The organism is Amorphus sp. 3PC139-8, from assembly GCF_040750475.1.
GTDB lineage: Bacteria > Pseudomonadota > Alphaproteobacteria > Rhizobiales > Amorphaceae > Amorphus.
The window spans coordinates 87,650-110,982 of the sequence record NZ_JABJVY010000019.1 but is presented as its reverse complement, the minus strand read 5'-3'; the positions used below and the strand labels follow the sequence as shown (position 1 = coordinate 110,982).

Sequence of the window (23,333 nt, the reverse complement as noted above, 5' to 3'; positions counted from 1 at the left end):
GCGGGCGGAAAACCGGTACCCACTTTTCCTCATCCCGCAAGATCAACCCCTTCGGACCGAAGGGATAAGTTGATCGCTTTCATTCTTAGAGCGGGATGCGGGCGGAAAACCGGTGCCCACTTTTCCTCATCCCGCTCGAATTACGCCTTGGCGCGCATGGCGATCGCCACCGCCACTGACGTCACGACCATGCCGGCGATCTGCACGATCGTCAGCGTTTCGCCGAAGAACAGGAAGCCCATCAGGGCGGTGCTGGCCGGCACCAGGAAGAACAAGGTGGCCACCCGCGAGACCGCGCCGGCGCGAATCATCAGCATCAGGAGCGAGACCGCGCCGATCGACAGCACGACGACCAGCCACGCGAGCGTCAGAACGAAGATGGGAGACCAGTCGATCACCATCGTTTCGGTGAAGGCCGCAAGCGGCAGGCAGACCAGAAAGCCGCCCATATATTGGCACAGCCCTCCGACCCAGAGATTGAGGTCGGTGACGACGCGCTTCTGGTAGATGGTGCTGGCGGAAATAGCGATCATCGCGACCACCACGGCGGCGATGGTGGCCGGCGTGATGCCGCTTGCCGACAGCGTGAAGCGCGGCCCGAGCACCAGCGCGACGCCGACGATGCCGACCACCAGGGCGATCAGGGTCCGGGTGGAAAGCCGTTCGCCCAGCACCAAGGCCGCGCCGATGGCGGTGGCGATCGGCTGCAGCGCGACGATCAAGGCGGAGACGCCGGCCGGCATGCCGTTCGCGATCGCCCAGAACACGCCGCCGAGATAGAGGCCGTGCATCATCATGCCGATCACGACCGAATGCAGCAGTGCGGTGCGATCGGAGGGCCAGCGCGCCCGCGTGACGACGATGGCAAGCCCCATCAGCGCCGACACGAGCACGAAGCGGGCGGTCAGGAAGGTGAAGGGTTCGGCGTACGGTGCGCCGAACTTCGAGCCGATATAGCCGGTCGACCAGAGGACGACGAACACGATCGGCATCGCCTGGGTGACGAGGCCGCGCTTGGCAGCCCTATCGATGTCTGTGCTTTGAGCCATTCTTCTTCTTCTTGAAGCGATCGGCAGGGGATGCCGAAGGAGGATGGCCCAACCAAATCATCCCGCTTCCCGACAGGCAACGGCCGGAGAGGGCAAATTGCTTGGACCAGCTCTGCGTTAACCGCATGCTAACCATAACGGCGGCTTTCTGGAGCGACGGGGCGGAGCGGTCCGCCCGTACGTCCAATCAACCATATGGAGGCCGCCATGAGCCGTCTGGTCGCGCTCCTCGTGATCGCCGCCACGCTCGTCTTCACGATGTCGGAGGTCCTTGCCGGTTCGCAAACGGTCCGCGTCTGGGACCCGCGCAACGAGCGCTGGATCGACTATCGTCCGATTGGGGCGGAGCCCAAACGGCCGGAGCGACCGAAATATCGCTACTATGACCCGTCCTCGAGTCAGTGGCGCACCTACCAGGCCTCCCGTGAAGAGATGGAGGAGCGTCGCCGCGAGGCGTTCCGGCGCCGTATCGTTCCCTTCGAGACCAGCGAGGCACCGGGCACCGTCATCGTCGATACGGCCGGCCGCTATCTCTATCTGGTTCAGCCGGGCGGGCAGGCGATTCGCTATGGCATTGGTGTCGGACGCGAAGGCTTCACCTGGGCCGGCGTCGAGCGCGTCACCCGCAAGGCGGAATGGCCGGATTGGCGCCCGCCGGCGGAGATGCGCGCCCGCCAACCCTTCCTGCCGGAGTTCATGGCCGGTGGACCGCAGAATCCGCTCGGCGCCCGCGCGCTCTATCTAGGCGCCACCGTCTACCGCATCCACGGCACCAACGAGGATTGGACCATTGGCTCGGCGGTTTCGTCCGGCTGCATCCGTCTGACCAACGAGGACGTGTCCGATCTCTACGAGCGCGTGCCGGTCGGCGCCAAGGTGATCGTGCTCGGCCCCCAAAGCGACCGCCGCATCGTTCAGGCTGCTCTCCAGGCCGACGAGTGAGGGGGGCGGGACCGTCGATTACACGTCTCGATCGACGGTTTCTTTGAGTTTCCGGATCGTTGCGACGGATAAAAACATGCGGTGCCGTTGGCTGGGGAGTGGCGTGAAGCCGTAGCCGGCATAGAGAGACGTGCGGCGTGCGACGGCCTGGTCGTCGCCGTCGTCGAGGATGTCGAGAACCAAGACTGCGATCCCCAGGTCCTCCGAAATCGCGAGAACGCGAAACAGGGCATCGATGAGCAGGTCGCCGCCATAGCCCTGTCCTTGAAAGCGTTGATCGACGCCGATCATGGACAGGAAGGCGGCCGGAATCGAGCCGTGCGACGGACGGTTCCGGGCAAATTTCGGCGGAAGCTCTTGGTAGTCGATGGCATGGGCGTTGAGCGCGTAGAAGCCGACCACACGGCCGTCGGGACCGGCCATTACGAAGACGCGGGTGTTTCCGGCCGTGGCAAGCTTGTTCGCCGTCTTGCGGAAATAGTTATCGACCTGGGCGACGCCGCTGGAAAAGCGCGAGCGGTCATGTCGGGCCGGATCAAGGGTCTCAATGACGACCTGCGCGCGCGACGCTTGCGTCACTTGGAGGTGACGCGGGCAGCGTGACGCTGTGCGGCCGAACGAAGCTTGTCGGTCGGCTCAAGCGGCGTCTCCAGTGCCTTGAAGAAGGCGTCATGGTCGACCGGCGCAAGCATGGTGCGTTCGTGGGCTGCGATCGTCTCCAGCGCCGAGGCATAGGCTGCGTTCATCGTGAAGACGGAATCGTCCATTCCCGCCAGGGCGGCGGCGCGTTGAATCGTGCGCTTGATGTGCGGTTTTGCGCGGAAATTCATCCGCTCGCTGGCCCGCTCGCCGATATCTTTGGTGTGCTCGTCGGAGCCGCGCATGAAGTCCTCAAAAGGCGCATCGTGTATCAGAGATACCTCAATGTACGTCGATTAGGTGTACATTTCAATCAAGTGCTTCGCTGTCACGCCCAGATCGCGATTGGCAATCCACGCGCATCGTGCGCCGGTGGATCGGGGAAGGGGCGGGCCGCGCCGGTGGCGATCCGCCGGGCGATCAGGCAACAGGCGGCGGCATCGAGCCGGTCGTCGGCGCCGACACCTTTGGCAAGCGGCGCCTGAAACAACGCCGTAGGTAGACCGCAACGCTCCAGAAGCGCGCGGCGTTCGTCCAGCCCGGGCGGATCCGGCCGGCTTTTGACTTTCTTCGGCAGGGACATCGCCTGCTCGCCGTTCAGCCGCCAGAAGGCGACTTCCGGATGGACCTCGAACACCCGAGCGATGAGCAGCGGTTCGGCTGTTAAAAGCGCATCGATCTCGCGGATCTTGTCGAACAGGTAGAAGCACTGCTTGGAGACGGCTTTCGGCGGATCGGACGTTGCGCGCGCAATTGCGCAGGCCTCTTGGAAGCTCTGCGCAAAGACCGCGCTGCGCGACGGCACTGAGAACACCGAGGACTGCCGCATGCCGAGCAGCGGACGCACGGCGCGTTCCGGCCCACGCCCGTCCGGACCTATCCGTTCGGGCAGGCCGATCGGCATATCGACGGCGACGATCGTGTCGTCGGGCAGGCGGGCGAGCAGATCGGCGAAGCGGACGGCCACATGGACGATCGGCGAGGCGTTCAGGTCCGCGTCAGTGACGACCGCGACCCAACCGGTACGGCAGCCGTCGACGCCGGCGATCGGCCGCGGCGCCAAAATTCATCCCTTCGCTTCGGCAAGCCGGCGCATCTGCACCATCGCCATCGGTCGGGGAAGTCGGCCCTGTTCGACCACGATCGCAAGTTCGTCGGCGCCGGCCCTGGCCGAGCGCGCCACGATCTCGAACGCGCCGGCCGCCGTGCGCTCCAGCGCCAGCTCGTCACTCGCGCCGGCGAGGATCTGGTGGGCTAAAAGACCGGCCGCGAGATCGCCCGCGCCGCGTGGGGTGTGGGCCACCAGCGGATGTTCGGACGCGAACGCGCCGTGAGGCGTGGCGTAGACCATCGCCACGGAGTTGCGCATCAGCGCGGGCACGGAGGTGGCGAGCACCCGCGCCGGCCCGAGCGCACGGGCGGCGGCAAGGGCGGCGCCGACGCTGTCGGTGGGCTGGCCGGTGAGCCAGCCGAGCTCGTGGCGGTTGGGGGTGGCGATATCGGCCAGCGGCAAGAGCCGATCGCGGATCGCCGTGGCGGTGGCTTCCGGAACGTAGAGACCGGCCTCGTCGCCGATCACCGGATCGCAAAAATAGAGAATTTCCGGTCGTCGGGCCTTGGCGGTTTCCACCAGGCGGACGAGCGCGGTCGCCTGATCGGCGGCCCCGAGATAGCCGGTCACGATGGCTCCGACCTCGTCCAGCCAGCGGCTGTCGGCAAGTTCTTCCACGCCTGCGGCGAAGCCCCCGGCATCGGGGACGCTGCGGGTGGCGCGGCCATGGCCGGGATGCCAGGGCAGGAACACGGTCGGCACCGCCCAAACGGGATGGCCGAGCCGTTCCAGAGCGAACCCAGTCGCGCGCAGCCCCACCGAGCCCCGGGCGACGAACGATGTGGCGACGATGACGGCCTGTGCGGCGTCCTGGTTCATGCGCTCATCCTGGGAGACCGATAACCGGCGTCCGACTCGCAATATGACCAACGCAGGCGATTCGGACCGAAGAGCCCCGTTCTCGGCCCGAACGCGCAGAAGATCAATCCGCTTCGATCCGTTCAGCTTTTCACCGAATCGCCGAACGGGTCGAACCAATTGCTATTGCGCATTTCCGGATGGCCAGCCGGTTTCCGCTTGGCCTGGAAACGCTTTAGGAAGTCGCGTGGGTGGCAACCAGGAAGCCTGGGTCGCTGCGGGTCGCCGGATCGGCTGGATACTGTGTGACCAGCAGGGTCGCGCCCGGCGTGAAGAGCGTGACTAGCCGCTGGCGCACATCGGCATCGGCGGTGATGCGTTGCAGCGGGTCAGCGGTGGGCACATCCGGCTCTTCGCTGCCATCGGCGGTTTCGTAGCGGATGGCGGTCCAAGTCGCCGACGCACCGGGCGAGGTGGCCTTCATGAGATAGACGGTGCTGCCGATCGGCGGGCCGTCCTTGAAGGAAATCGGGCCTTCGAAGGTGAGTTCGCCGTTTTCCATCACGTAGATCTTCTGGTCGGCGGCGGAGGCGATCACCGAGGCCGGGACGGCCGCGGCCGAGGCGGGAGCGGCATCCGGATCGGCCTTGTCGCCGTCGGTCATGATGGTCTTGGCGAGGGCTTCGCTGTCGCCGTCCTCAGGCAAGAGAAGGCCGGGATCGAGCAGATCGGAGGGGCCGGAATGGCTGTCGGCGACGATCACCGGGGTGCCGAGCTGGGTGATTCCGAACAGATCCTTGGAGAAGGCGAGCGGCAGGTGGATGCAGCCGTGGGAGGTCGGGTAGCCGGGCAGGTTGCCGGCATGCAGCGCGACACCCGACCAGGTCAGCCGTTCCGTGTAGGGCATCGAGGCGTTGTTATATTTGTCGGAGTGGTGGACCTTGTCCTTCTGCAGGATCGTGAACACGCCCGTCGGCGTTTCGTAGCCCTGCCGTCCGGTCGAGGAGGTCGAGACCCCGATCAGCACGCCGTCGCGGTAGACATAGGTCTTCTGCTCCGGGATCGAGACGACCACCACGACGAGGCCGTCCGGTGCCCGGTCGGGATCCCAGAAATAGTCGCCCGGCTTCATGTCGGCGATGTCCTGCGCGATCGTTGTGCGCGACAGGATCAAGCCTCCGGCGGCGGAGGCGGCAAGCGTGCTCAAAAACAGGCGGCGGTCGATCACGACGAGGGTCTCCCGGAGCGGACGGACGTCCTGATCCGTCCCGCGAAGCCAAACGATGAAAGCGAAAAGGGCGGACGCAGCATCGGAGCCCGCCAAGGGATGATCCTGCCGGACCTGTCGGTCCTGGGCGGCGGATAGTCCCATCCTCTTCTTTCGTGTGGTTTGGTTAACGCCGGGTTTCGAGCCGCTCCGCTTTTCCTGGAAATGCTCTATGCGCCGGGCGCTGCGAGCCGCCAGACCGTGGTGTGCTTGATCTCGCTGTCTTCCAGGGCGCGGGTGACTTCCACCCGGTAGTCGGCGAGGGCTTGCAGCCGATCTCGCGGAAGGTAGGAGCGGCCGGGGTCGCCGATCAGAACGTTGGCGCCGGCCCGATACGCCGTGTCGAGCCAGGCGATGACGGCCTCGGACATGGGCTTTTCGTAGAACACGTCTCCGGCGAGCAGGAGATCCGCGTCCGAAGGCGGAGCGGCCAGGACATCGGCGTGGCGGACCTCGACGGTTACGGCGTTTTCGGCGGCATTGAGCGCGATCGCATCAATGGCGAAGGCGTCGATTTCCGTGGCGACGACCGTCGCAGCCCCGGCCTTGGCGGCGGCGATCGCGACCAGGCCCGAGCCGCTGGCGAAGTCGAGCACGCGTTTGCCGGCCACCAGCTCCGGCCGATCGAGGATGTAGCGGGCCAGCGCTTGGCCGCCGGCCCAGGCAAAGGCCCAGAAGGGTGGCGGCAGGCCGATTTCCTGGAGCTCCTCTTCGGTGCGCTCCCAGAGCTCGGTCGCTTCGTCGGCAAGATGCAGCCGGATTTCCGGCACGTGCGGCGGCGTCAAAAGTCGGGTGTGGGCCAGGATGAAGGCGCGCCGGCGCTTCGGCCCGGCGTCGCCGTCCGCAGGGAGGTCTGAGGTTAAGCCTTCACGCCGCCCATCGCGCATACGCGCTCCCATTCGGCCTCGGTCACCGGCTGCACGGAGAGCCGCGAGTTCTTTACGAGGGCCATCTCGGAAAGCTCGGGTGTGGATTTCACCATATCAAGCGTCACGGGCGTCTTCAGCGGTTTTACCGCCGCGATATCGACGCAGTACCAAGTGCCGGTCCCGTCGGTGGAATCGGGATGCGCTTCGGCGATCACCTTCACGATGCCGACGATCTGCTTCTCGTTGACGGAGTGATAGAAGAAGCCGAGATCGCCCACCTTCATGGCCTGCATCTGCTTCTTGGCCAGGTGGTTGCGCACGCCGTCCCATTCCTGTCCGGCCTTGCCGGTCTTGACCTGGTCGTCCCACGACCAGGCCCCGGGCTCCGACTTGAACAGCCAGTATGCCATTGCCGGCCTTTAGAGTTTGGCGCCGACGGTCGCGCGCCAGGGCACGACCTGCACGGCCTCGAACAGGCCCGCGCCGGCGTACGGATCATCGGCCAGGAACGCCTGGGCGCCTTCGAGCGTGTCGGCCTCGACGATCAGCATCGAGCCGATCGACGCCGCTCCGTCCTCGGTCACGAACGGTCCGCCGAGCTTCACCTTGTCGGGGTTCGCTTCCAGCCAGGCGATATGGTCGGGCCGGACATTGGTGCGCAGGTCGGCGGAATTGGGCTTGTCCCGGCAGATCGCGACGAACAGCATGGGCGTCCTCTCGTAGAATGGCTGATTGTGTAGTCTCGATTGCCGTCCTGGCTAGCGTGATTTGCTGGGAATGGCCAGACGGCGCGGAAAATCAGTCCTCCTCGCGCTTCAAGGGTCGGCTGAGCAGCGCCTCGATCGCCGCGTCGATGGTGAGCTTGTCGGAGAGCACGGCGGCGACGGCTGCGATGATCGGGGTGTCGACCTCCAATCGCCGGGCGATCCGGAGCGCCACCGGAGCGGTCGCCACCCCTTCCACCAGCGGCCCGCCGGTGCGGGTCTCGGCAACCGTCGTCTCGCCACGGCCGAGCTTCTCGCCGAATGTGAAATTGCGCGATTGCGGGTTGGTGGAGGTCAAAAGCAGGTCGCCCAGGCCAGAAAGCCCGGTCAGCGTCTCGCGCCGACCGCCATCGGCCACCCCGATCCGGATCAGCTCGGCAAGCGCGCGCGTGGTCAGCGCGGCATGGGCGCTGGCGCCGAGCGCCCGGCCGATCACGATGCCGGCAGCGATCGCCAGCACGTTCTTGAGCGCGCCGCCGATCTGGACGCCGCGCACGTCTTCGGAGGCGTAGGGCCGGAAGGACGGCGCCGCGAAGCTTTCCAACAGCACCGGCGCGACTGCCCGGTCGACGCTTGCGATCGTCACGGCCGTGGGCAGTCCGCTTGCCACTTCTCGGGCAAAGCCGGGCCCGGACAGGACCGCGATCCGCCCATGTGGAATGGTCTCGGCGATTACTTCCGACAACAGCCGTCCAGTGTCGCGCTCGATGCCCTTGGCGGTGATGACGATCGGAGTGCGCGGCGCCACATGGGGCGCGACCTCGGAGGAGACCGCGCGGGTGGTCTGGGCCGGGGTGGCCAGCACCACAACATCCGCCGCGGCGGCCTCGGCGAGTTCGCCGGTCGCGATGATTTCCGGACAGAGGCGAATGCCGGGCAGGTTCGGGGCGCTCCGCTCCCGGTTGATGGCCTCGACGGCCTCGGGGCGGCGGGCGTAGAGCTGGACGCGACCGCCGGCGCGCGCCGTCACCTGGGCAAGGGCCGCGCCCCAGGCGCCGGCGCCGATGATGCCAATGGTACGGGGCGTGGCCATATCGGGTCAGACCTTCACGCCCAGACGACCGTAGCCGACCAGCGGGGCGGCATCCGCATCGAGCGGCCAGCGCGGCCGGGCGGTGATCTCCGGGTCGTCATCGAGCCCGGCGGCGGCGCGTTCGGCGCCGGCCCATGCGATCATCACGCCGTTGTCGGTGCAAAGCCGGCCGGGCGGCACCACCAGCCGGCCACCGGCATTTTCCGCAGCCCCTTGGAGAGCGGTACGAACGGCGGTGTTCGCAGCCACGCCGCCGGCGGCGACCAGGGCAGGGGCGGTGGCGCCATACTCGGCCCGGAAGCGGGCGAGCGCGCGGGCGGATTTGATGGCGAGCACGTCGGCGATCGCCGCCTGGAAGCTCGCGCAGATGTCGGCGATCGCCTTCTCGTCGAGCGGATCGGTACGTTCGGCGGCGAGCCGCACAGCAGTCTTCAATCCGGCGAAGGAAAGCGCGAGATCCGGCCGGTCCGCGAGCGGCCTGGGAAAGGCGAACCGGGTCGGGTCGCCGGTGGCCGCCGTCTTTTCCACTTGCGGGCCGCCGGGATAACCGAGCCCGAGCAGCTTTGCCGTCTTGTCGAACGCCTCGCCCAGCGCATCGTCGATGGTGGTGCCCCAGCGCCGATAGCGGCCAACGCCCTCCACCAGGATGAACTGGCTGTGACCACCGGAGACCAGCAGAAGCAGATAGGGAAAGGCGAGACCGTCGGTGAGGCGTGCCGTCAGCGCATGGGCTTCCAGATGGTTGATGCCGCGAAAGGGCAGACCGGCGGCGGAGGCGATCGCCTTGCCCGTGGTGAGCCCAACCAGCAGGCCGCCGATCAGCCCCGGCCCCGCGGTGGCGGCGACGAGATCAAGGTCGGAAAAACCCAGCTCCGCGTCGGCCATTGCCTTGCGCACGACCTCGTCGGCAACCTCGACATGGGCGCGCGCGGCAATTTCCGGCACCACGCCCCCATAGGCGGCATGGGCCTCTACCTGGCTGCGCACCACGTCCGACAGGATCCGGCCGGTTCCGTCCGGCTGTAGCTGAACCACTCCTGCTGCGGTTTCGTCGCAGCTCGTTTCAATGCCGAGGACGATCATTCGGGCCCGGTTGTCTATGAGTTCATGACGTCGAGCGTTTCCAGGCGAAGTGGGAACCGGTTCGCCGTCCGGAAACGCGTCATAACAGCCTCTAAAGCCTTTTCGGCTCGGATGGAAACATCTAAGCGCCCAGAAATGGCTCCAGATTCAACAGGTTGAGCAAGTCCTTTTCGTTCAAATCGGCTCAATTCGGAGAGGACATGCTTAAGGACGGACGCGGTCGGAAATCCCAAGGACCGGCTTGGCCGGCGGCGGGTGCACCGTTATGGTCCGTCCCTTCTTCTCTGCGGTAGCACTGGACGAGCGCTTCGTGCAATTGGAACGCATCAGGATCGGAACGCGCGGCAGCCCGCTGGCGCTTGCGCAGGCTCACGCCGTACGCGATGGGCTGGTGGCCTCGGCCGGACTAGAAGCCGACGCGGTCGAAGTCGTGGTTATCAAGACGACCGGCGATAAGGTGCTCGACCGGCCGCTCGCGGAGCTCGGCGGCAAAGGGCTGTTCACCAAGGAGATCGAGGACGGCCTCTTGGATGGCTCGCTGGATGTCGCGGTCCATTCTGCAAAGGACGTACCGACCGTGCTGCCGGACGGGTTGGTGCTTGCCGGCTATTTGCCGCGCGAGGATGTCCGCGACGCTTTTATCTCGCTGACGGCGAAGAGCTTCGACGATTTGCCGGAGGGGGGCGTTGTCGGTACCGCGAGCCTGCGCCGGGGGGCGCTCGTCAAGCGGTTGCGGCCGGACCTGAAGGTGGTCAACTTTCGAGGCAACGTGCAGTCCCGCTTGCGCAAGCTGGAAGAGGGCGTGGTCGATGCCACGCTGCTCGCCATGGCTGGGCTCAACCGGCTCGGCCGGCCGGATGTCGCCACCGCCGTTTTGGAGATCGACCGGTTTCCGCCCGCGCTCGGCCAGGGCGCGATCGCCTTGGAGATCCGCGCAGACGATGCCGCGACCAAGGCGGCGCTGGCGCCGCATCTGGACAAGGCGACTGGGATCGCGCTGGCAGCCGAGCGGTCCTTCCTGGCGACCCTCGACGGCTCCTGCCGGACCCCGATCGCCGGTCATGCCACGCTCGACGGCGACCGGCTCAGCCTGCACGGCCTGATCGCCACGCCGGACGGAGCTCGGGTGGAGGAACAGACCCTCGACGGCACACTCGCCGAAGCCGATTCCATCGGCCGTGCCCTGGGCGCGGCGTTGAAGGAACGCGGCGGCCCCGATTTCTTCGTGGATTGGGTCTAACCTCCTTATGCGACTGCTGGTGACCCGTCCGATGCCGCAGGCGGAAGAGACCGCCGATCGGCTTGAGGCGGCGGGGCACGAACCGGTGCGCGCTCCGCTCCTGGAGATCGTGCCGGATCCGACCGTGAGCCTGGCGCCCTGCGATGCGGATGCGATCGTCCTGACGAGCCGCGGTGCGGTGCGGGCGATCTCGCTTCATCCGGAAAAAGAGCGGATCTTCTCCCTGCCTGTGTTTGCCGTCGGTGATGCCACGGCGCGCGCTGCGCGCGCGCTGGGCTTCGGTGATGTGCGCTCGGCCGGTGGGGATCTTGCCGCCGTGGCCGAGCGGATTTCCGCGGAAGAGGTGAAACCGCACCGGCTCCTGCATCTTGCCGGCCGGGACAGGAGCGGCGATCTCGCCGCGCTGCTTCGGCCTGCTGGCATTCAGGTCGAGACACGGGTGGTCTACCGGGCCGAGCCGGCCACGGCGCTTCCCTCGGATGCCGCAGAGGCGCTGCGGGCGGGCACGCTCGACGGTGTCCTCTCCTTTTCGCCGCGTTCGGCCGCCACGTTGCTCACCCTTGCCGAGGCCGCCGGGCTTAAGGAATCGCTGATGCGCGCGCGACATTATTGCCTGTCGGAGGCGGTCGCCGATTGCCTGCGTGACGCTGGTGCCCGCGATGTGGCGGTTGCGGCAACGCCGGATCAGGATGCGTTGCTGGCGCTCATTCCGGCTTAACGAGCGGGTGGGACAGGGCCGTCGTGCGGCCATCGAACCGGTCGACCCGGGACGCGGCCCGTGCCAAATGGTGTATAACGGACCTTGGGTCGCAAATGAGTGGCGGCCCGGCTGAGTCAGACGGGGATGGAGATGGCGGCGAGCAACGATCCGAGCGATCCGAAAAGCGGAAAGGACAGGCGGAATCCGCCGGTCATCGATCTGCCGGCATCGGAAGTCCGCGAGGAAACCGCGCCGAAGGCAGCCGGGACGTCTGGCAAAGACCAAAAGCCCGGCGCCGGCTCGTCCGAGCCACCGTCCCAATCGTCTGGAAAGGCCAAGGCCGACGAGATGTCCGCTTCGTCCGGTGACAAGCCGTCCGACACGGGATCGGGTAAGCCGTCGGCCGATCAGCCGAAGTCCGACAGCGAGCCGGCCGACACCGCGGAGGCGACGGGGGCTGCCAAGACCGCCGCTTCCCAAGAGGCGAAGGACGGCGAAACGCCGAAGGACAGCTCAACCGGAGGCGAATCGCAGGCGCGCCCGCGCACCAGCGGCGTGCCGACCACCGGTCCGCGCAATGGCGAGGACGCGTCGGAGGCCTCCGAGACCCCAGCCGCTGCCGACGCGCCGCAAGGCGCCGGCCGCGACGCGGATGACGATGACGACGACGTTCGCATGCCGCCGCAGGAAATCACCATCGTACGCCGTGGCAGCGGGTTCGGCGGGCTCGTGCTCGCTGCCCTGTTCGGTGCGGTGGTGACGCTGGCTGGCGGCTTTATCGTTCTGAAGAACGGGATCGTGACTCTGGAAAACGCCGCCTCCTCGAACGGTGGATTGGGCGCGGAGCTGCGCGGCCGGATCGCCGGTCTGGAGGACCGGCTTCGCTCGGGGTCGCAGGGCGCGAGCGACGAGATCGAGAACCTCAAGTCTTCGCTCGCCTCGGTCCAGAGCAACCTGCACGACCGCGTCTCGAACCTGGAGTCCAGCGTTCAGTCGAGCCAGTCGGCGCCGGCGGTGACGCCCGATGAGGTCAATGCCCTCAAGACTTCCCTCACCAATGTTGCCGACCAGTCGGGCCAGGCGCTGAACACGGCCAAGCAGGCGGCTGCGGATGCCGACAAGGCGAATGCGACGATCAGCCAAATCAACCGGTCGCTGGACGCCATCCAGACGTCGGAGGGCTCGCTGAAGACGACTCTCGACAACCTGTCCGGCACCGTGAGCAACCTGTCGGGCACGGTCTCGTCGCTGTCCTCGACGGCGTCCGATCTCTCCGGCCGTGTGGCCGCGATCGAGAAGCAGCTTGGCGGTCCGGGACCGCGCGAAACGGCGGCTCTTGCGGTCGCCACCGCGATGCTGGACCAGGCGCTGCGAACCGGCGCGCCCTTTACGGCCGAGCTTGCTGCCGTGACCTCGCGGGTCGACGATCCCGCCCTGATCGCGCCGTTGAAGCCGTTTGCCGACAAGGGGCTAATGACCCGGCAAGCCCTGATCGATGCCTATCCCGAGGTCACCACCGCCGTCTATGAAAGCGTGCGGGGCTCGGCGTCCCAGGACGGCTTCGTCTCCGGTCTTTTGGCCAACGCGGAATCGCTGGTGCGCATTCGCCGCACCGGAGAGGCCGGCGGCGGCGGGGTCGGCGCGACGCTGGACCAGATCCGTAGCGACCTCGACGACGGCAATCTGTCGGCGGCGGCTGATGCTTGGCAGAACCTGCCGGAGCCGGCCAAGGCGGCCTCCAAGGAGTGGCATGATCAGCTTGCTGCGCGTGCGGCCGCCGATCAGCTCGTCAAGAAGGTCGGCGACGACGTGCTTGCGAGCCTCGCCCAGACCGACGGCGGGGGCGCCGCTCCGGCCGCTTCGTCTTCCGCCACGCCCGGCAACTGATCGAGCGAGACCAGCACGATGATTCGCGTTCTCCTCTTCCTTCTCCTGGTCTTCGCGCTGGCGCTTGGCGGAGCCTGGGTCGCCGATCGTCCGGGTGCCGTCGACATCAATTGGCTCGGCTATCAGATCCAAACCTCCACCACCGTGGCGCTGGCCGCGCTCGTGGTGCTGATGGCGGCGGCGATCATCCTGTGGGGGTTGTTTCGGGCGATCCTCCTGTCGCCGGGCCGCTTGTCGCGCTTCTTCGACCGTCGCCGCCGGGAAAAGGGCTATCGGGCACTCTCCAACGGTTTGATTGCGGTCGGGTCCGGCGACCATCGCCTGGCGCGCCGATACGCCGTCGAGGCCCGTCGCACGCTGCCGAACGAGCCGGCCGTGGGCCTGCTTGAGGCGCAGACGGCTCAGCTCGGCGGTGACCGCAGCCAGGCGCGTGCCCTGTTCGAGCAGATGGTGGGCGACAGCGAGACCCGGCTTCTCGGTCTGCACGGGCTCTACATTGAGGCAAGCCGCGAGGGGCAGGCGGAGGCCGCGCAGCATTATGCCGACGCCGCCGCGGAAATCGCGCCCAGCCTGCCCTGGGCTGCGGAGGCGCAATTCGAACATGCCGCCGCGCGCCGCGATTGGGAGGCCGCGACCCGCATCCTGGATCGCAACACCCACAACAAGCTGGTCGACAAGGCCAAGTCGCGCCGCCTCAAGGGTGTTCTCCTGACGGCAAGGGCGCTCGAGCTGGAACTCGGCGAGCCGGAAAAGGCCAAAAGCCTTGCGCTGGAAGCTCACAGCCTGGCGCAGGATCTGGTGCCCGCGGCGACCGTCGCGGCCCGGCTTCTGGCGCGTCTCGGCGACATCCGGCGCGCCGGCAAGGTGGTCGAGCAGACCTGGAAGCGCGAGCCGCATCCCGAGCTGGCGGAAGCCTACAGCCATATTCGCCACGGCGATGCGGCACGCGACCGGCTGAAGCGGATGCGCTCGCTCGCCGCCTTGCGGCCGACCAGCTCCGAAGGCTCGTTCGCGATCGCCGAGGCCGCGATCGATGCGCGTGAGTTCGACGAAGCGCGCCAGGCCATGCGGCCGATTTTAGAAAACCATCCGACCCAGCGCGCCTGCCTGCTGATGGCGGAGCTGGAAGAGGCGGAGACCAACGACCAGGGCCGCGTCCGCGAATGGCTGTCGCGGGCGCTGCGCGCGCCGAAAGATCCGGCCTGGACCGCCGACGGAGTGGTCTCCGACACCTGGGCGCCGGTCTCTCCGGTGACCGGGCGGATCGATGCGTTCGAATGGAAGGTACCGGTGGAAGCGCTCGGCGGCGTTGTGGAGCCGCCAATCGACAAGGCGCTTCTGGAGCGTGCCGTGCCCGAACTGAAGACGGTTGGCCCAAGCGAGCCTGCTTCGGCGGATGCGGCCGTGGTGGCGGTTGCGCCGGGCTCGGCTTCTGCGAGGCCAGCGTCGCCTGCGCCGAACCCTGCTGCGCCGGAGAAGCCGCAGGCGGCTGCCCCGGCTGCCCCTGTCGAACCGGACGAGATCGTGCCGCCGCCCGCGCCGCCGTCTGCTGCCGTCCCGCCGAAGGACGCCGAGACGGTCACGGACGCGGACCACGAATCGCAGGAGAAGGCGGCATCGGCTTCGGACGACGCGCACAAAGCGGCTGCCAACGAGCCCGCCCCCGAACCGGTCGAGGAGAAGGCGAAGACCGAGAAGGCGCGCGCGGGCAACGGCGCGAACCATGCTTCCACGGTGACCTTCCCGCTGCAGTCGGCGCCCGACGATCCCGGCCCGGAAGGATCCGACGAGGAGGACCCTCAACCCAAGCGGCGGCTGCGGTTTTTCAACTAACGACCCGTTCCGCTTTTCTCCGAATCGTGGAGCGGCCTAAGTTCTCGTTTCGACGCATTTCCGGACAGCCAACCAATTTCCGCTTGGCCTGGAAACGCTCTTGGCGGAGCAGGGCCGGACGTCACAACGGGCGTTCAGTTTCCGCGATATGGTCGGATTTGGTCAATCGGCCAAGCCGGCCTATAGTCCGCCCGCACCGACCTCCGCCTGCGGGCGATACATCGCTTGCGTGCGGGGAGGACGAGATCGACCCGTTCTTGTCGACAAGAGGAGCCGCGCGCGCGGATGCACCGCGGCGGCTCCAAGGACGACACGATCAGAGGACGACCAGCGAGGGGGAGCAGCATGCCCGATAGCGCGTCCGAGCGGCTTTCGCGCGTCTACAGCGCCACGAACGATGCGGAACGGCTGGCAGCCTATGCCGCCTGGGCAAACGACTACGAGAGCGACCTTGCCCGTTTCGGCTACCTGTTGCCTTCCGTCGCGGTGGCGCTCGCCGCCCGTCATATCGGGGCCGGTGACGGACCGATCCTGGATGCCGGATGTGGTACCGGGCTGGTCGGATCGCTTATGTCGCTGATTGGATTCGGACCGATTGTCGGGATCGATCTCTCGGAGGCGATGCTGGGCGAAGCCGCGCTCAAGAACGCCTATGAGAGCCTTCTGCCCATGCGTCTCGGCGACCAGCTCGGCTTCGATGACGACGTGTTCGCCGCGGTGATGTGCGTCGGAACGCTGACGCCGGGCCATGCGGGCCCCGAGGCTCTCGCCGAACTCCTGCGGGTGGTGCGTCCGGGCGGCCGCATCGTGTTTTCGCTCCGGGCCGACGAGGGCATCGAGCCCGAGTATGGCGAGACGATCGAAAAGCTCCAATTCGAAGGCCGCTGGCGCCATATCGAATCGAGCCCGGCCTTTGCCGGTATGCCCGCAGAAAGCACGGCGATCGTGCATCGGATCCACGTCTATTCCAAATGACGGCTGCCGATGGGGGCTAGATCCGTTCCGCTTTTCCGGGCTCGCGGAGCGGGGCCAAGTTATTGTTTCGAAGCGTTTTCCGGACGGCCAACCGGTTTCCACCTGGCCTGGAAACGCTCTGGCACGTTTGCCGGTTCGATAGTGGCCCCGAACGGCCGGCCGGAAAAATCCTGACTAAAATCTTCGATATTTTAGCTGACGCTACTGGACGGGGCTCGCTCCGCCAGCTATTTTTGAATTATTCCAATTTCATCCTGCACCGGAGAGCTGACACATGAAGGGCGATCCCGAAGTCATCGATTATTTGAATCGTGCCTTGAAGCACGAGCTGGCCGCGATCAACCAGTATTGGTTGCACTATCGCATGCTTGACGACTGGGGCTTCACCCTGCTTGCGAAGAAGGAGCGGGAGGAGTCCATCGAGGAGATGCAGCACGCCGATAAGCTGGTGACGCGCATCATCTTCCTGGAGGGGTTCCCGAACCTGCAGACGCTGGAAGCGCTGCGGATCGGCCAGAGCATCAAGGAAGTGCTGGAGTGCGATCTGGCAGCGGAATATTCGGCCCGTGCGCTCTACACCGAAGCCCGCAAGCTTTGCCGGGAGAAGGACGACTACGTCTCCATGGCGCTGTTTGAGAGCCTGCTCGGCGACGAGGAAGGCCATATCGATTTCCTGGAGACCCAGCTTCACCTGCTGGAGTCCATCGGTACCGAGCGCTACTCGATGCTGCAGTCGGCTCCTGCGTCGGACGATTAAGCAAATCCCAGGAAAAGTGGGAACCGGTTTTCCGTCCGGGATTTGCGGTTAAAAAAGTGCTCACGCCGGCTCGCTTTGCTCGCGGCTGCGCGGGCGCGCCCTGACCGGGCGGCGGACCGTCGTCCGCTGGCTTCGCGAAATCCCAGGAAAAGTGGGAACCGGTTTTCCGTCCGGGATTTGCGGTTAAAAAAGTGCTCACGCGAGCGAAATCCGGACGAGAAGGGGGCGCAGGCGTGCCCCTTTTTTGTTGAGTAAGCCGTCGGCCTAATTCTCATCCAGACGAACGACAGCTCCACCCGCGGCCTGGGCGTCGTCCGGGTCGTGAGTGACCAGAAGCACGGGCAGGCGGCGCTCCCGCGCTGTGTCGAAAACGAGCTGACGGATCTGGGCCTTCAAGGCGGCGTCCAGCTTGGAGAAGGGCTCGTCGAGGAGCAGCGCACGCGGCTGCGCGCTCAGCACCCGGGCGAGAGCGACGCGGGCCTGCTCGCCGCCCGATAGGGTGGCCGGATCGCGGTTTGTATTGCCGGCAAGTCCGACTTCGGTCAGTGCGTTGTCGACCGCTTCTGCGCGCGCGGCCCGCTTCACGGACGCCGGCAACGCGAAGCGGATGTTGCCGCCGACGGAAAGATGCGGAAACAGCAGCGCATCCTGAAACAGGAGTCCGACGCGTCGTTCGGCGGCGGGAAGCCGGGTGAGGTCGAAAGTACCGATTCGAACCGTGCCGCGCGCGACGAAGGGCGGACGCAAGAAGCCTGCGACATAGGCCAGAAGCGTGGATTTGCCGCTTCCCGAGGGGCCCATGATCGTCAAGACCGCACCGGCCCGGATGGTCGCGCTCAACGCCAAAAAAGGCATGCCGTCCCTGGCGATCTCGACATGATCGAGGACGAGGTCGGTGTCCGCGCTCATGTCTGGGCCTGTCGCATGCCGAGCCGGTTGCGAAACACGATCGCGGGTACGGCGAGCGCGACCATGAAGCCAAGCATCGGCAGCACCATTTGCAGCACCGCATAAACCCCGACAAGGCGTCGGCTGCCACCGGCGGAAAGCGCGATCGCCTCCGTCGTGACGGTGGCGATTCGGCCCCCGCCGATCAGGAGCGTGGGCAGGTACTGCCCGACGGAAACCGCAAATCCGACCGCTGCGGCCGTCAGCACTGCCGGAGCCAGGAGCGGCAGCCGGACCCGGAAGAACACGGTCCAGGGTCGCGTGCCGAGCGCGGTCGCGACCTGGCCGTAGCGCGGGTCCAACGCGCGCCAGGGATCGCCGAGCGACAGGAACACATAGGGCAGCACGAACACCAGGTGCGCGAAGGCGACGGTGGCGAGCGATGGCGTAAATTCGGCGGCCAAGAGCAGCACCTGTAGCCCGAACAGGAACGACACCTGCGGTACGACCATCGGCACATAGACGAGGGCAAGGGCGCGGCGGCCGGGCGGGCGGGCGCGTCGGCTTTCGTTCTCCAGGCAGGTGAGCGCGAGCAGCAAGGCCGCAAGCGTGGCGAGGGCGGCGATTGCTGCCGTGGTGGCCGTCAGGCCGGTGGTGGCGCCCGCCTGGTCGCGCCAGGCGGCGAATGTCCAGTGGGTCGGCAACGCATCGGGGAAGCGCCAGACGGCGGCGACCGACCAGATCGCGAGACAGAGAAGGCCGAGCCCGATCGCGGCGGCGCACACAAGCGCCAAAGCGGCGCCGATCCCCCGCAGGCCGCCATCGCGGCGATAGCGCCAGCCGGAGCGGACCATCGCGCATCCAATCGTTTTCACCAGCGTCTCGAACGCAAGCCACAAGAGGAGAGCGGCACCCGTGACGGCGATTTGCAGGAGCGCGCCGGCGGAGGCGGCGAAGCGGCGGGCAAGGTCGGGGTCGCCCATCCAGGTCACCAGGCGCACCGCAAGCGGGGCCGGCGTCGTGGGGCCGAGCACCAGCGCCACTTCCACGTTGGAGGTCGCGAACGCGATCACCGCGAAGATCGGCAGTCGAAGCTGAGGATAAAGCCGCGGCAGAACGGCGAAGGCGAAGCCGGAAATTCGGCCATAGCCGAAGCTGGCGGCGACACGCGTCAGCCGGTCGGCATCGGTCTGGGGCAGAGCGGCAAGCGCCATCAGGAGCAGGAACGGCACTTCCTTCGCCACCAGGGCGGCGATCACGGCGAGCCCGGCCGGATCGTGCACGATCAGAAGGTCGGGTGGCCGCGCAAATCCGGTCGCCCAAGGCGAGAATAGCCGCATCAGGAAACCGGACGGGCTGATCAGAAGCGCCAGCCCGAGTGCGGCGGCGGCATGGGGCAGCGCCAGCAATGGCGACAGCATCCGGCGCATCCAGAAGAAGGTGCGCGTTCCGGACCAGCCCGCGAGAAAGAGGAGCGTGATCGTGGTTGCCAGCAATGCGGAGGCCAGTCCTGTCCACAGGCTGAGTGCGACCGATGTGGTAAGTCCCGGCTCGGCGAAGAGCGCCCGGAAGGGAGCGAGCGAAAGCGTGTTGCCGCCGAGCGCCGGCAGATAACCGAACGCCGGCAAGGCAGCCCCGGCAAGCCCGGCGGCGACCGGCCCGATCAAAAGCGCCAGTGTGATCGCCGGGCCGAGCCGCAGCATCGACGGGGGTACCTTTTCCTCAATCAGCGCATCAGCGGTTCCCGTAGCGCGCCACCCAAGCCTCTTCCAGACGTTCCGTCCAGCTCGGGTGCGGTTCCGGCAGGGTCGGCCGCATCTGGGAGGGCGGCAGCAGGGCGGGATCTTCCGTCAGCGCATAGAACAGCGCCTGGTCCTTCGGGGGCAGGGCCGTGACGTCGAGCACCGTCGGATCGCCCCAGATCGTGGGGTCGGCCTTGCGCGCTTGGGCCTCCGGCGAGAGCAGGAAGTCGGCCACCACCAGCGCGCCCGCTTTGGCGTTGGCGTTGAACGGGATCGCTACGAAATGGGAATTGCCGATGGTGCCACCGTCGAGGATGAATGGGCGGACGGTGTCGGGCAGCTCGCCGTCGGCAATCGCCGCACTCACGTCGGCGGGGTTGAAGGTGAAGGCGAGATCAGTCTCCGAATCGGCGAAGAGTTGGCGCAGCGCGGCGACGTTGCGCGGATAGGCGGCGCCGTGGCGCCAGAGATCCGGCGTGATCTTGTCGAGAAAGGCGAACACCGGCCGGCTTGCGGCCGCGAAGGCCTCCTCCGTTGCCGGCTTCGACAACAAGTCTTTGTCGGGCGCAAGCGTGACCAGGAGCTGTTTCAGGAAGGTCGTGCCCAGAAAGTCGGGCGGCTGAGGGTAGGTGAAGCGGCCGGGATGGGCGGCGACATAGTCGGCGAGTGCGTCGAGGGTGGTCGGCGCGTCCGGCATGGTCTCCAGATTGCGAAAGAACACGAGCTGGGCCATACCCCACGGCGATTCCAGACCATCGGTTGCCAGCGTGAAGTCCGTCGTCACCGTCGGTTTGCCCTCGGTATCGACATAGCGCCAGTTCGGAAGTTTGGTCGCCCAGCCGGGCGTCATCAGAAGATCGGTCCGGCGCATGGCGGCGAAGTTCTCGCCGTTGATCCAGACCAGGTCGACGCTGCCGCCGCTGTCGCGACCGGCAGTCTTCTCCGCCAGCACCTGTGCGACCACGTTGGCGGTGTCGCTGACCTTGACCTGGACAAGATCGATGCCGTAGCGCGCCTTCACCTTCTCGCCCACCCAGGCGATATAGGCGTTGATGCGCGGCTCTCCGCCCCAGGCGTGGAAATAGACGGTTTCACCTCGGGCCTCGGCGAGGACACCGTCCCAGTCGGACGGGTCCGGGGCCTCCGCGGCGGCATGGGCGGCTGCGGCGATAACAAGGACAAAGGCGAGCAAGCTCTTGAGGATGGCCACGGAATCCGATCCTGCGCAGGTGGGGATGAGGGAGCGTAGTTGCGTGGGCTGGGCCTGCCAACCGGCTCGCGCAAGGAACACGCGACCGTGACGACGCTTCCGGTCGAAGCCGCATTGCCGGAGCTCTTGGGCGCGCTGGAGAGGGGGGCTGCGGCCGTGCTGGTTGCGCCGCCGGGTGCGGGCAAATCCACGCGCGTGCCGCTGGCGCTTCTCGACACCTCTTGGCGCGGCGACGGCCGGATCCTGGTTCTGGAGCCGCGCCGGCTGGCCGCGCGGGCGGCTGCGCGCCGCATGGCCGAAACGCTGGGCGAAAAGGTCGGCGAGCGTGTCGGCTACCGGGTTCGGATGGACGCGCGCGTGTCGGCCGCAACACGAGTGGAGGTGATCACGTCGGGCGTGTTCACCCGCATGATCGTTGACGATCCGGAACTCTCCGGCGTGGCGGCGGTGCTGTTCGACGAGGTGCACGAACGCGCCCTCGATACCGATCTCGGCCTTGCGCTCGCTCTCGACACGCAAGGCGCGCTCAGGCCGGATATCCGGCTGCTGGCCATGTCGGCCACCGCGGATGCCGAGCGCATCGCGCGTCTTCTGGGCGATGCCCCGGTGATCGTCAGCGAGGGGCGCAGCTATCCGGTCGAGACGCGCCACCGAGCGCCTGCATCCGGTACCCGGATGGAGGAGGCGGTTGCGGATGCGGTGCGCCATGCGCTCGCGACCGAGACCGGGTCGATCCTGGCCTTTCTGCCAGGCCGCGCCGAAATCGAACGTACGGCGACGCGTCTGTCGGATCTGCCGGACGGCGTCGACGTGGTGCCGTTACACGGTGGCCTCGATGGCAAGGCCCAGGACGCGGCCATCCGTCCGGCCAGGTCCGGCCGGCGCAAGGTGGTGCTCGCCACCCCGATCGCGGAAACCTCGATCACGATCGAGGGCGTGCGGGTGGTGGTCGATTCCGGCTATGTGCGTCGGCCGCGCTTCGAGCCCGCGACCGGGCTCACCCGGCTCGTCACCGAACGCGTCTCGCGCGCTGCCGCCGACCAGCGCCGCGGCCGCGCCGGCCGCACCGAGCCGGGCGTGGCGATCCGTCTCTGGCCGGAGGGCCAGACGGCGGCGCTACTCGCGTTCGATCCGCCGGAAATCCTGGAGGCGGATCTATCGGCGCTCGTGTTGGATTTGGCCGAATGGGGCGTGAGCGATCCGGGGCAACTTTCCTGGCTCGATCCGCCGCCGGCGGCCGCCTGGCGCGAGGCGGTGGCGCTTGCCGACGCGCTTGGCGCGATCGATCGAGCGGGCGCGCTGACGGCGGAAGGCAAGGCCCTGCGCGCGTTGCCGCTGCCGCCGCGGCTCGCCCACATGGTGCATGCGGCGGCGGGAACCGGAGAGGCCGGGCTTGCGGCCGAGATCGCGTTGATCCTGACCGAACAGGGGCTTGGCGGACGCGACACCAGCCTCGCCCATCGCATCGAGAGCCTGCGTCGGGATCGCTCGGACCGGGCCCGCACGGCACGAGCCGTCGCGCGGGGCTGGGCAGAGGCCGCCGGCGGCGCGAAGGGCGAGGGGCGGGCGATCGTTCCGCTCCAGGTCGGTCGGCTGACGGCACTCGCCTATCCCGATCGGGTCGCCCAGGCGCGCGGCCAGACCGGCGGCTTCCGCACGGCAGGGGGTCGCGGGGGACTTCTCGATCCCGCCGATGCGCTCGCTCGCGAAGCCTTCCTGGCCGTCGCAGAGCTGCAGGGGGCCGCCCGGAACGCGCGCATCCTGCTTGCCGCGCCGCTGGATGCCGCAACGATCGAGACCACATTCGCCGACCGGATCGAGGAGGAGGACGTCTTTGCTTTCGATCCGGAGGTTGCCGCCGTGCGCCAGACCAAGCGGCGCCGGCTGGGGGGGGTGGTGTTGTCGGAGCGCCGCACGGTGCCGAAGCCGGGACCGGAGACCGTGGCCGCCCTTCTGAACGGCGTGGCAAAAATCGGCCTCGATCGGTGGCCGTGGTCTAACGTTGCTCGCCAGCTCCGCGATCGGCTGGCCTTTTTGCATAGGACGAATGGCCCGCCATGGCCGCAGGTCGACGATGAGGCCCTCGCGGCCGGCCTTGGCGATTGGCTCGGCCCGTTCGTGCCGACGGCCGTCGCGCTCTCCGGCATCAAGGCGGGCGACCTTGAGGCCGCGCTTTCGGCGCTGGTGCCGCCGGATCGACCCGGCGATCTCGACCGGTTGGCGCCGGCGCGGGTCGAGATCTCGTCCGGACGCAGCCTTTCGATCGACTATGACGGCGAAGAACCGTCGATTTCGGTTCGGGTCCAGGATCTGTTCGGGCTCGCCGTCCATCCGTCGATCGCCGGTGGCGACGTGCCTTTGGTGGTGCATCTTTTGTCGCCGGCCGATCGACCGATCCAGGTGACGCGGGACTTGCCGGGCTTTTGGCGCGGAAGCTGGTCGGATGTGCGCAAGGATCTGAAAGGGCGCTATCCCAAGCATAACTGGCCGGAAGATCCGACCAATGCCCCGCCGACACGACTGAAGAAGCACGTGCGGTAACCTTT

22 protein-coding genes are annotated in these 23,333 nt (G+C 67.2%); 8 read left to right on the top strand and 14 right to left on the bottom strand.

What is annotated here, in order from left to right; genetic code table 11:
• Positions 1-140 precede the first annotated feature (140 nt).
• Positions 141-1,049 carry a DMT family transporter gene (locus HNS03_RS17410; protein WP_367197119.1) on the bottom strand — a complete coding sequence of 303 codons (909 nt, stop codon included), beginning with the start codon at positions 1,047-1,049 and terminating at the stop codon, positions 141-143.
• Positions 1,050-1,256: 207 nt separating this feature from the next.
• Between HNS03_RS17410 and HNS03_RS17405 the strand changes: the two genes are divergently transcribed.
• Complete coding sequence (locus HNS03_RS17405; protein ID WP_367197117.1) at positions 1,257-1,991, top strand: L,D-transpeptidase; 735 nt, start codon at positions 1,257-1,259, stop codon at positions 1,989-1,991.
• Positions 1,992-2,009: 18 nt separating this feature from the next.
• Here the strand turns inward: HNS03_RS17405 and HNS03_RS17400 are convergent, their stop codons facing one another.
• From HNS03_RS17400 to tsaD, 10 genes are all read right to left on the bottom strand, one after another.
• Complete coding sequence (locus HNS03_RS17400; protein ID WP_367197115.1) at positions 2,010-2,570, bottom strand: GNAT family N-acetyltransferase; 561 nt, start codon at positions 2,568-2,570, stop codon at positions 2,010-2,012.
• Positions 2,567-2,875 (bottom strand): DUF1778 domain-containing protein, encoded by a 309-nt coding sequence (locus tag HNS03_RS17395; RefSeq protein WP_367197113.1) that lies wholly within the window; start codon positions 2,873-2,875, stop codon positions 2,567-2,569. The genes HNS03_RS17400 and HNS03_RS17395 overlap by 4 nt, the downstream gene beginning before the upstream one ends.
• Positions 2,876-2,958: 83 nt before the next feature.
• Positions 2,959-3,693 (bottom strand): DUF429 domain-containing protein, encoded by a 735-nt coding sequence (locus HNS03_RS17390; protein WP_367197111.1) that lies wholly within the window; start codon positions 3,691-3,693, stop codon positions 2,959-2,961.
• Positions 3,694-3,696: 3 nt separating this feature from the next.
• The gene (pdxY, locus tag HNS03_RS17385; protein ID WP_367197109.1) at positions 3,697-4,560 is read right to left on the bottom strand and encodes a pyridoxal kinase; all 864 of its coding nucleotides are present in this window, start codon (positions 4,558-4,560) and stop codon (positions 3,697-3,699) included.
• Between the two features lie 214 nt (positions 4,561-4,774).
• Positions 4,775-5,911 (bottom strand): L,D-transpeptidase, encoded by a 1,137-nt coding sequence (locus HNS03_RS17380; RefSeq protein ID WP_367197108.1) that lies wholly within the window; start codon positions 5,909-5,911, stop codon positions 4,775-4,777.
• Positions 5,912-5,976: 65 nt separating this feature from the next.
• Positions 5,977-6,693 carry a methyltransferase gene (locus tag HNS03_RS17375; RefSeq protein WP_367197107.1) on the bottom strand — a complete coding sequence of 239 codons (717 nt, stop codon included), beginning with the start codon at positions 6,691-6,693 and terminating at the stop codon, positions 5,977-5,979.
• Positions 6,666-7,085 (bottom strand): EVE domain-containing protein, encoded by a 420-nt coding sequence (locus HNS03_RS17370; protein WP_367197105.1) that lies wholly within the window; start codon positions 7,083-7,085, stop codon positions 6,666-6,668. Before HNS03_RS17370 ends, HNS03_RS17375 begins: the two co-directional genes overlap by 28 nt.
• 9 nt (positions 7,086-7,094) lie before the next feature.
• Positions 7,095-7,382: a YciI family protein gene (locus tag HNS03_RS17365; RefSeq protein ID WP_367197103.1), complete on the bottom strand. Its 288-nt coding sequence runs from the start codon at positions 7,380-7,382 to the stop codon at positions 7,095-7,097.
• 91 nt (positions 7,383-7,473) lie between these two features.
• The gene (locus HNS03_RS17360) at positions 7,474-8,472 is read right to left on the bottom strand and encodes an NAD(P)H-dependent glycerol-3-phosphate dehydrogenase (RefSeq protein ID WP_367197102.1); all 999 of its coding nucleotides are present in this window, start codon (positions 8,470-8,472) and stop codon (positions 7,474-7,476) included.
• Positions 8,473-8,478: 6 nt separating this feature from the next.
• Positions 8,479-9,555, bottom strand: coding sequence for a tRNA (adenosine(37)-N6)-threonylcarbamoyltransferase complex transferase subunit TsaD (gene tsaD / locus HNS03_RS17355; protein WP_367197101.1), 1,077 nt, complete (start codon positions 9,553-9,555; stop codon positions 8,479-8,481).
• Positions 9,556-9,820: 265 nt separating this feature from the next.
• Here tsaD and hemC point away from each other — a divergent pair, with 265 nt between their 5' ends.
• The 6 genes from hemC (at position 9,821) to bfr (ending at position 16,947) form a co-directional block, all read left to right on the top strand.
• Positions 9,821-10,795, top strand: a complete 975-nt coding sequence (gene hemC, locus HNS03_RS17350; protein WP_367197100.1) for a hydroxymethylbilane synthase — start codon at positions 9,821-9,823, stop codon at positions 10,793-10,795.
• 19 nt (positions 10,796-10,814) lie between these two features.
• Positions 10,815-11,513, top strand: a complete 699-nt coding sequence (locus tag HNS03_RS17345; RefSeq protein ID WP_367197098.1) for a uroporphyrinogen-III synthase — start codon at positions 10,815-10,817, stop codon at positions 11,511-11,513.
• 132 nt (positions 11,514-11,645) lie between these two features.
• The gene (locus tag HNS03_RS17340) at positions 11,646-13,382 is read left to right on the top strand and encodes a hypothetical protein (protein WP_367197097.1); all 1,737 of its coding nucleotides are present in this window, start codon (positions 11,646-11,648) and stop codon (positions 13,380-13,382) included.
• A gap of 18 nt (positions 13,383-13,400) precedes the next feature.
• Entirely contained in the window at positions 13,401-15,215 is a 1,815-nt protein-coding gene (locus HNS03_RS17335) for a heme biosynthesis protein HemY (RefSeq protein ID WP_367197095.1), read from the top strand.
• Between the two features lie 345 nt (positions 15,216-15,560).
• The gene (locus HNS03_RS17330; RefSeq protein ID WP_367197094.1) at positions 15,561-16,190 is read left to right on the top strand and encodes a class I SAM-dependent methyltransferase; all 630 of its coding nucleotides are present in this window, start codon (positions 15,561-15,563) and stop codon (positions 16,188-16,190) included.
• 274 nt (positions 16,191-16,464) lie between these two features.
• Positions 16,465-16,947, top strand: a complete 483-nt coding sequence (gene bfr, locus HNS03_RS17325) for a bacterioferritin (RefSeq protein ID WP_367197093.1) — start codon at positions 16,465-16,467, stop codon at positions 16,945-16,947.
• 264 nt (positions 16,948-17,211) lie between these two features.
• Here bfr and HNS03_RS17320 read toward each other — a convergent pair whose 3' ends face one another.
• From HNS03_RS17320 to HNS03_RS17310, 3 genes are read right to left on the bottom strand one after another with little or no spacing between them, the layout of a single operon-like run.
• Positions 17,212-17,856, bottom strand: coding sequence for an ATP-binding cassette domain-containing protein (locus tag HNS03_RS17320; protein ID WP_367197091.1), 645 nt, complete (start codon positions 17,854-17,856; stop codon positions 17,212-17,214).
• A complete protein-coding gene (locus tag HNS03_RS17315; RefSeq protein ID WP_367197089.1) occupies positions 17,853-19,538 on the bottom strand; it encodes an ABC transporter permease in 1,686 nt (561 codons plus the stop codon). The genes HNS03_RS17320 and HNS03_RS17315 overlap by 4 nt, the downstream gene beginning before the upstream one ends.
• Positions 19,539-19,569: 31 nt before the next feature.
• On the bottom strand, positions 19,570-20,787 hold the full coding sequence (locus tag HNS03_RS17310) for an ABC transporter substrate-binding protein (RefSeq protein ID WP_367197087.1): 1,218 nt from the start codon (positions 20,785-20,787) through the stop codon (positions 19,570-19,572).
• An 87-nt stretch (positions 20,788-20,874) separates the two neighbouring features.
• On the opposite strand from HNS03_RS17310, the gene hrpB reads away from it, so the two are divergent.
• A complete protein-coding gene (gene hrpB, locus HNS03_RS17305) occupies positions 20,875-23,328 on the top strand; it encodes an ATP-dependent helicase HrpB (protein WP_367197086.1) in 2,454 nt (817 codons plus the stop codon).
• The last annotated feature ends 5 nt before the right edge of the window (positions 23,329-23,333 follow it).

Bases quoted from the DNA above. Each gene is read 5' to 3' on its own strand.
- HNS03_RS17380 (WP_367197108.1), bottom strand. From the start codon at position 5,911: ATGGGACTATCCGCCGCCCAGGACCGACAGGTCCGGCAGGATCATCCC.
- HNS03_RS17405 (WP_367197117.1), top strand. From the start codon at position 1,257: ATGAGCCGTCTGGTCGCGCTCCTCGTGATCGCCGCCACGCTCGTCTTC.
- HNS03_RS17375 (WP_367197107.1), bottom strand. From the start codon at position 6,693: ATGCGCGATGGGCGGCGTGAAGGCTTAACCTCAGACCTCCCTGCGGAC.
- HNS03_RS17365 (WP_367197103.1), bottom strand. From the start codon at position 7,382: ATGCTGTTCGTCGCGATCTGCCGGGACAAGCCCAATTCCGCCGACCTG.
- HNS03_RS17395 (WP_367197113.1), bottom strand. From the start codon at position 2,875: ATGCGCGGCTCCGACGAGCACACCAAAGATATCGGCGAGCGGGCCAGC.
- HNS03_RS17330 (WP_367197094.1), top strand. From the start codon at position 15,561: ATGCCCGATAGCGCGTCCGAGCGGCTTTCGCGCGTCTACAGCGCCACG.
- hemC (WP_367197100.1), top strand. From the start codon at position 9,821: ATGGTCCGTCCCTTCTTCTCTGCGGTAGCACTGGACGAGCGCTTCGTG.
- HNS03_RS17360 (WP_367197102.1), bottom strand. From the start codon at position 8,472: ATGGCCACGCCCCGTACCATTGGCATCATCGGCGCCGGCGCCTGGGGC.
- bfr (WP_367197093.1), top strand. From the start codon at position 16,465: ATGAAGGGCGATCCCGAAGTCATCGATTATTTGAATCGTGCCTTGAAG.
- pdxY (WP_367197109.1), bottom strand. From the start codon at position 4,560: ATGAACCAGGACGCCGCACAGGCCGTCATCGTCGCCACATCGTTCGTC.
- tsaD (WP_367197101.1), bottom strand. From the start codon at position 9,555: ATGATCGTCCTCGGCATTGAAACGAGCTGCGACGAAACCGCAGCAGGA.
- HNS03_RS17315 (WP_367197089.1), bottom strand. From the start codon at position 19,538: ATGCTGCGGCTCGGCCCGGCGATCACACTGGCGCTTTTGATCGGGCCG.
- HNS03_RS17410 (WP_367197119.1), bottom strand. From the start codon at position 1,049: ATGGCTCAAAGCACAGACATCGATAGGGCTGCCAAGCGCGGCCTCGTC.
- HNS03_RS17320 (WP_367197091.1), bottom strand. From the start codon at position 17,856: ATGAGCGCGGACACCGACCTCGTCCTCGATCATGTCGAGATCGCCAGG.
- HNS03_RS17335 (WP_367197095.1), top strand. From the start codon at position 13,401: ATGATTCGCGTTCTCCTCTTCCTTCTCCTGGTCTTCGCGCTGGCGCTT.
- HNS03_RS17340 (WP_367197097.1), top strand. From the start codon at position 11,646: ATGGCGGCGAGCAACGATCCGAGCGATCCGAAAAGCGGAAAGGACAGG.
- HNS03_RS17370 (WP_367197105.1), bottom strand. From the start codon at position 7,085: ATGGCATACTGGCTGTTCAAGTCGGAGCCCGGGGCCTGGTCGTGGGAC.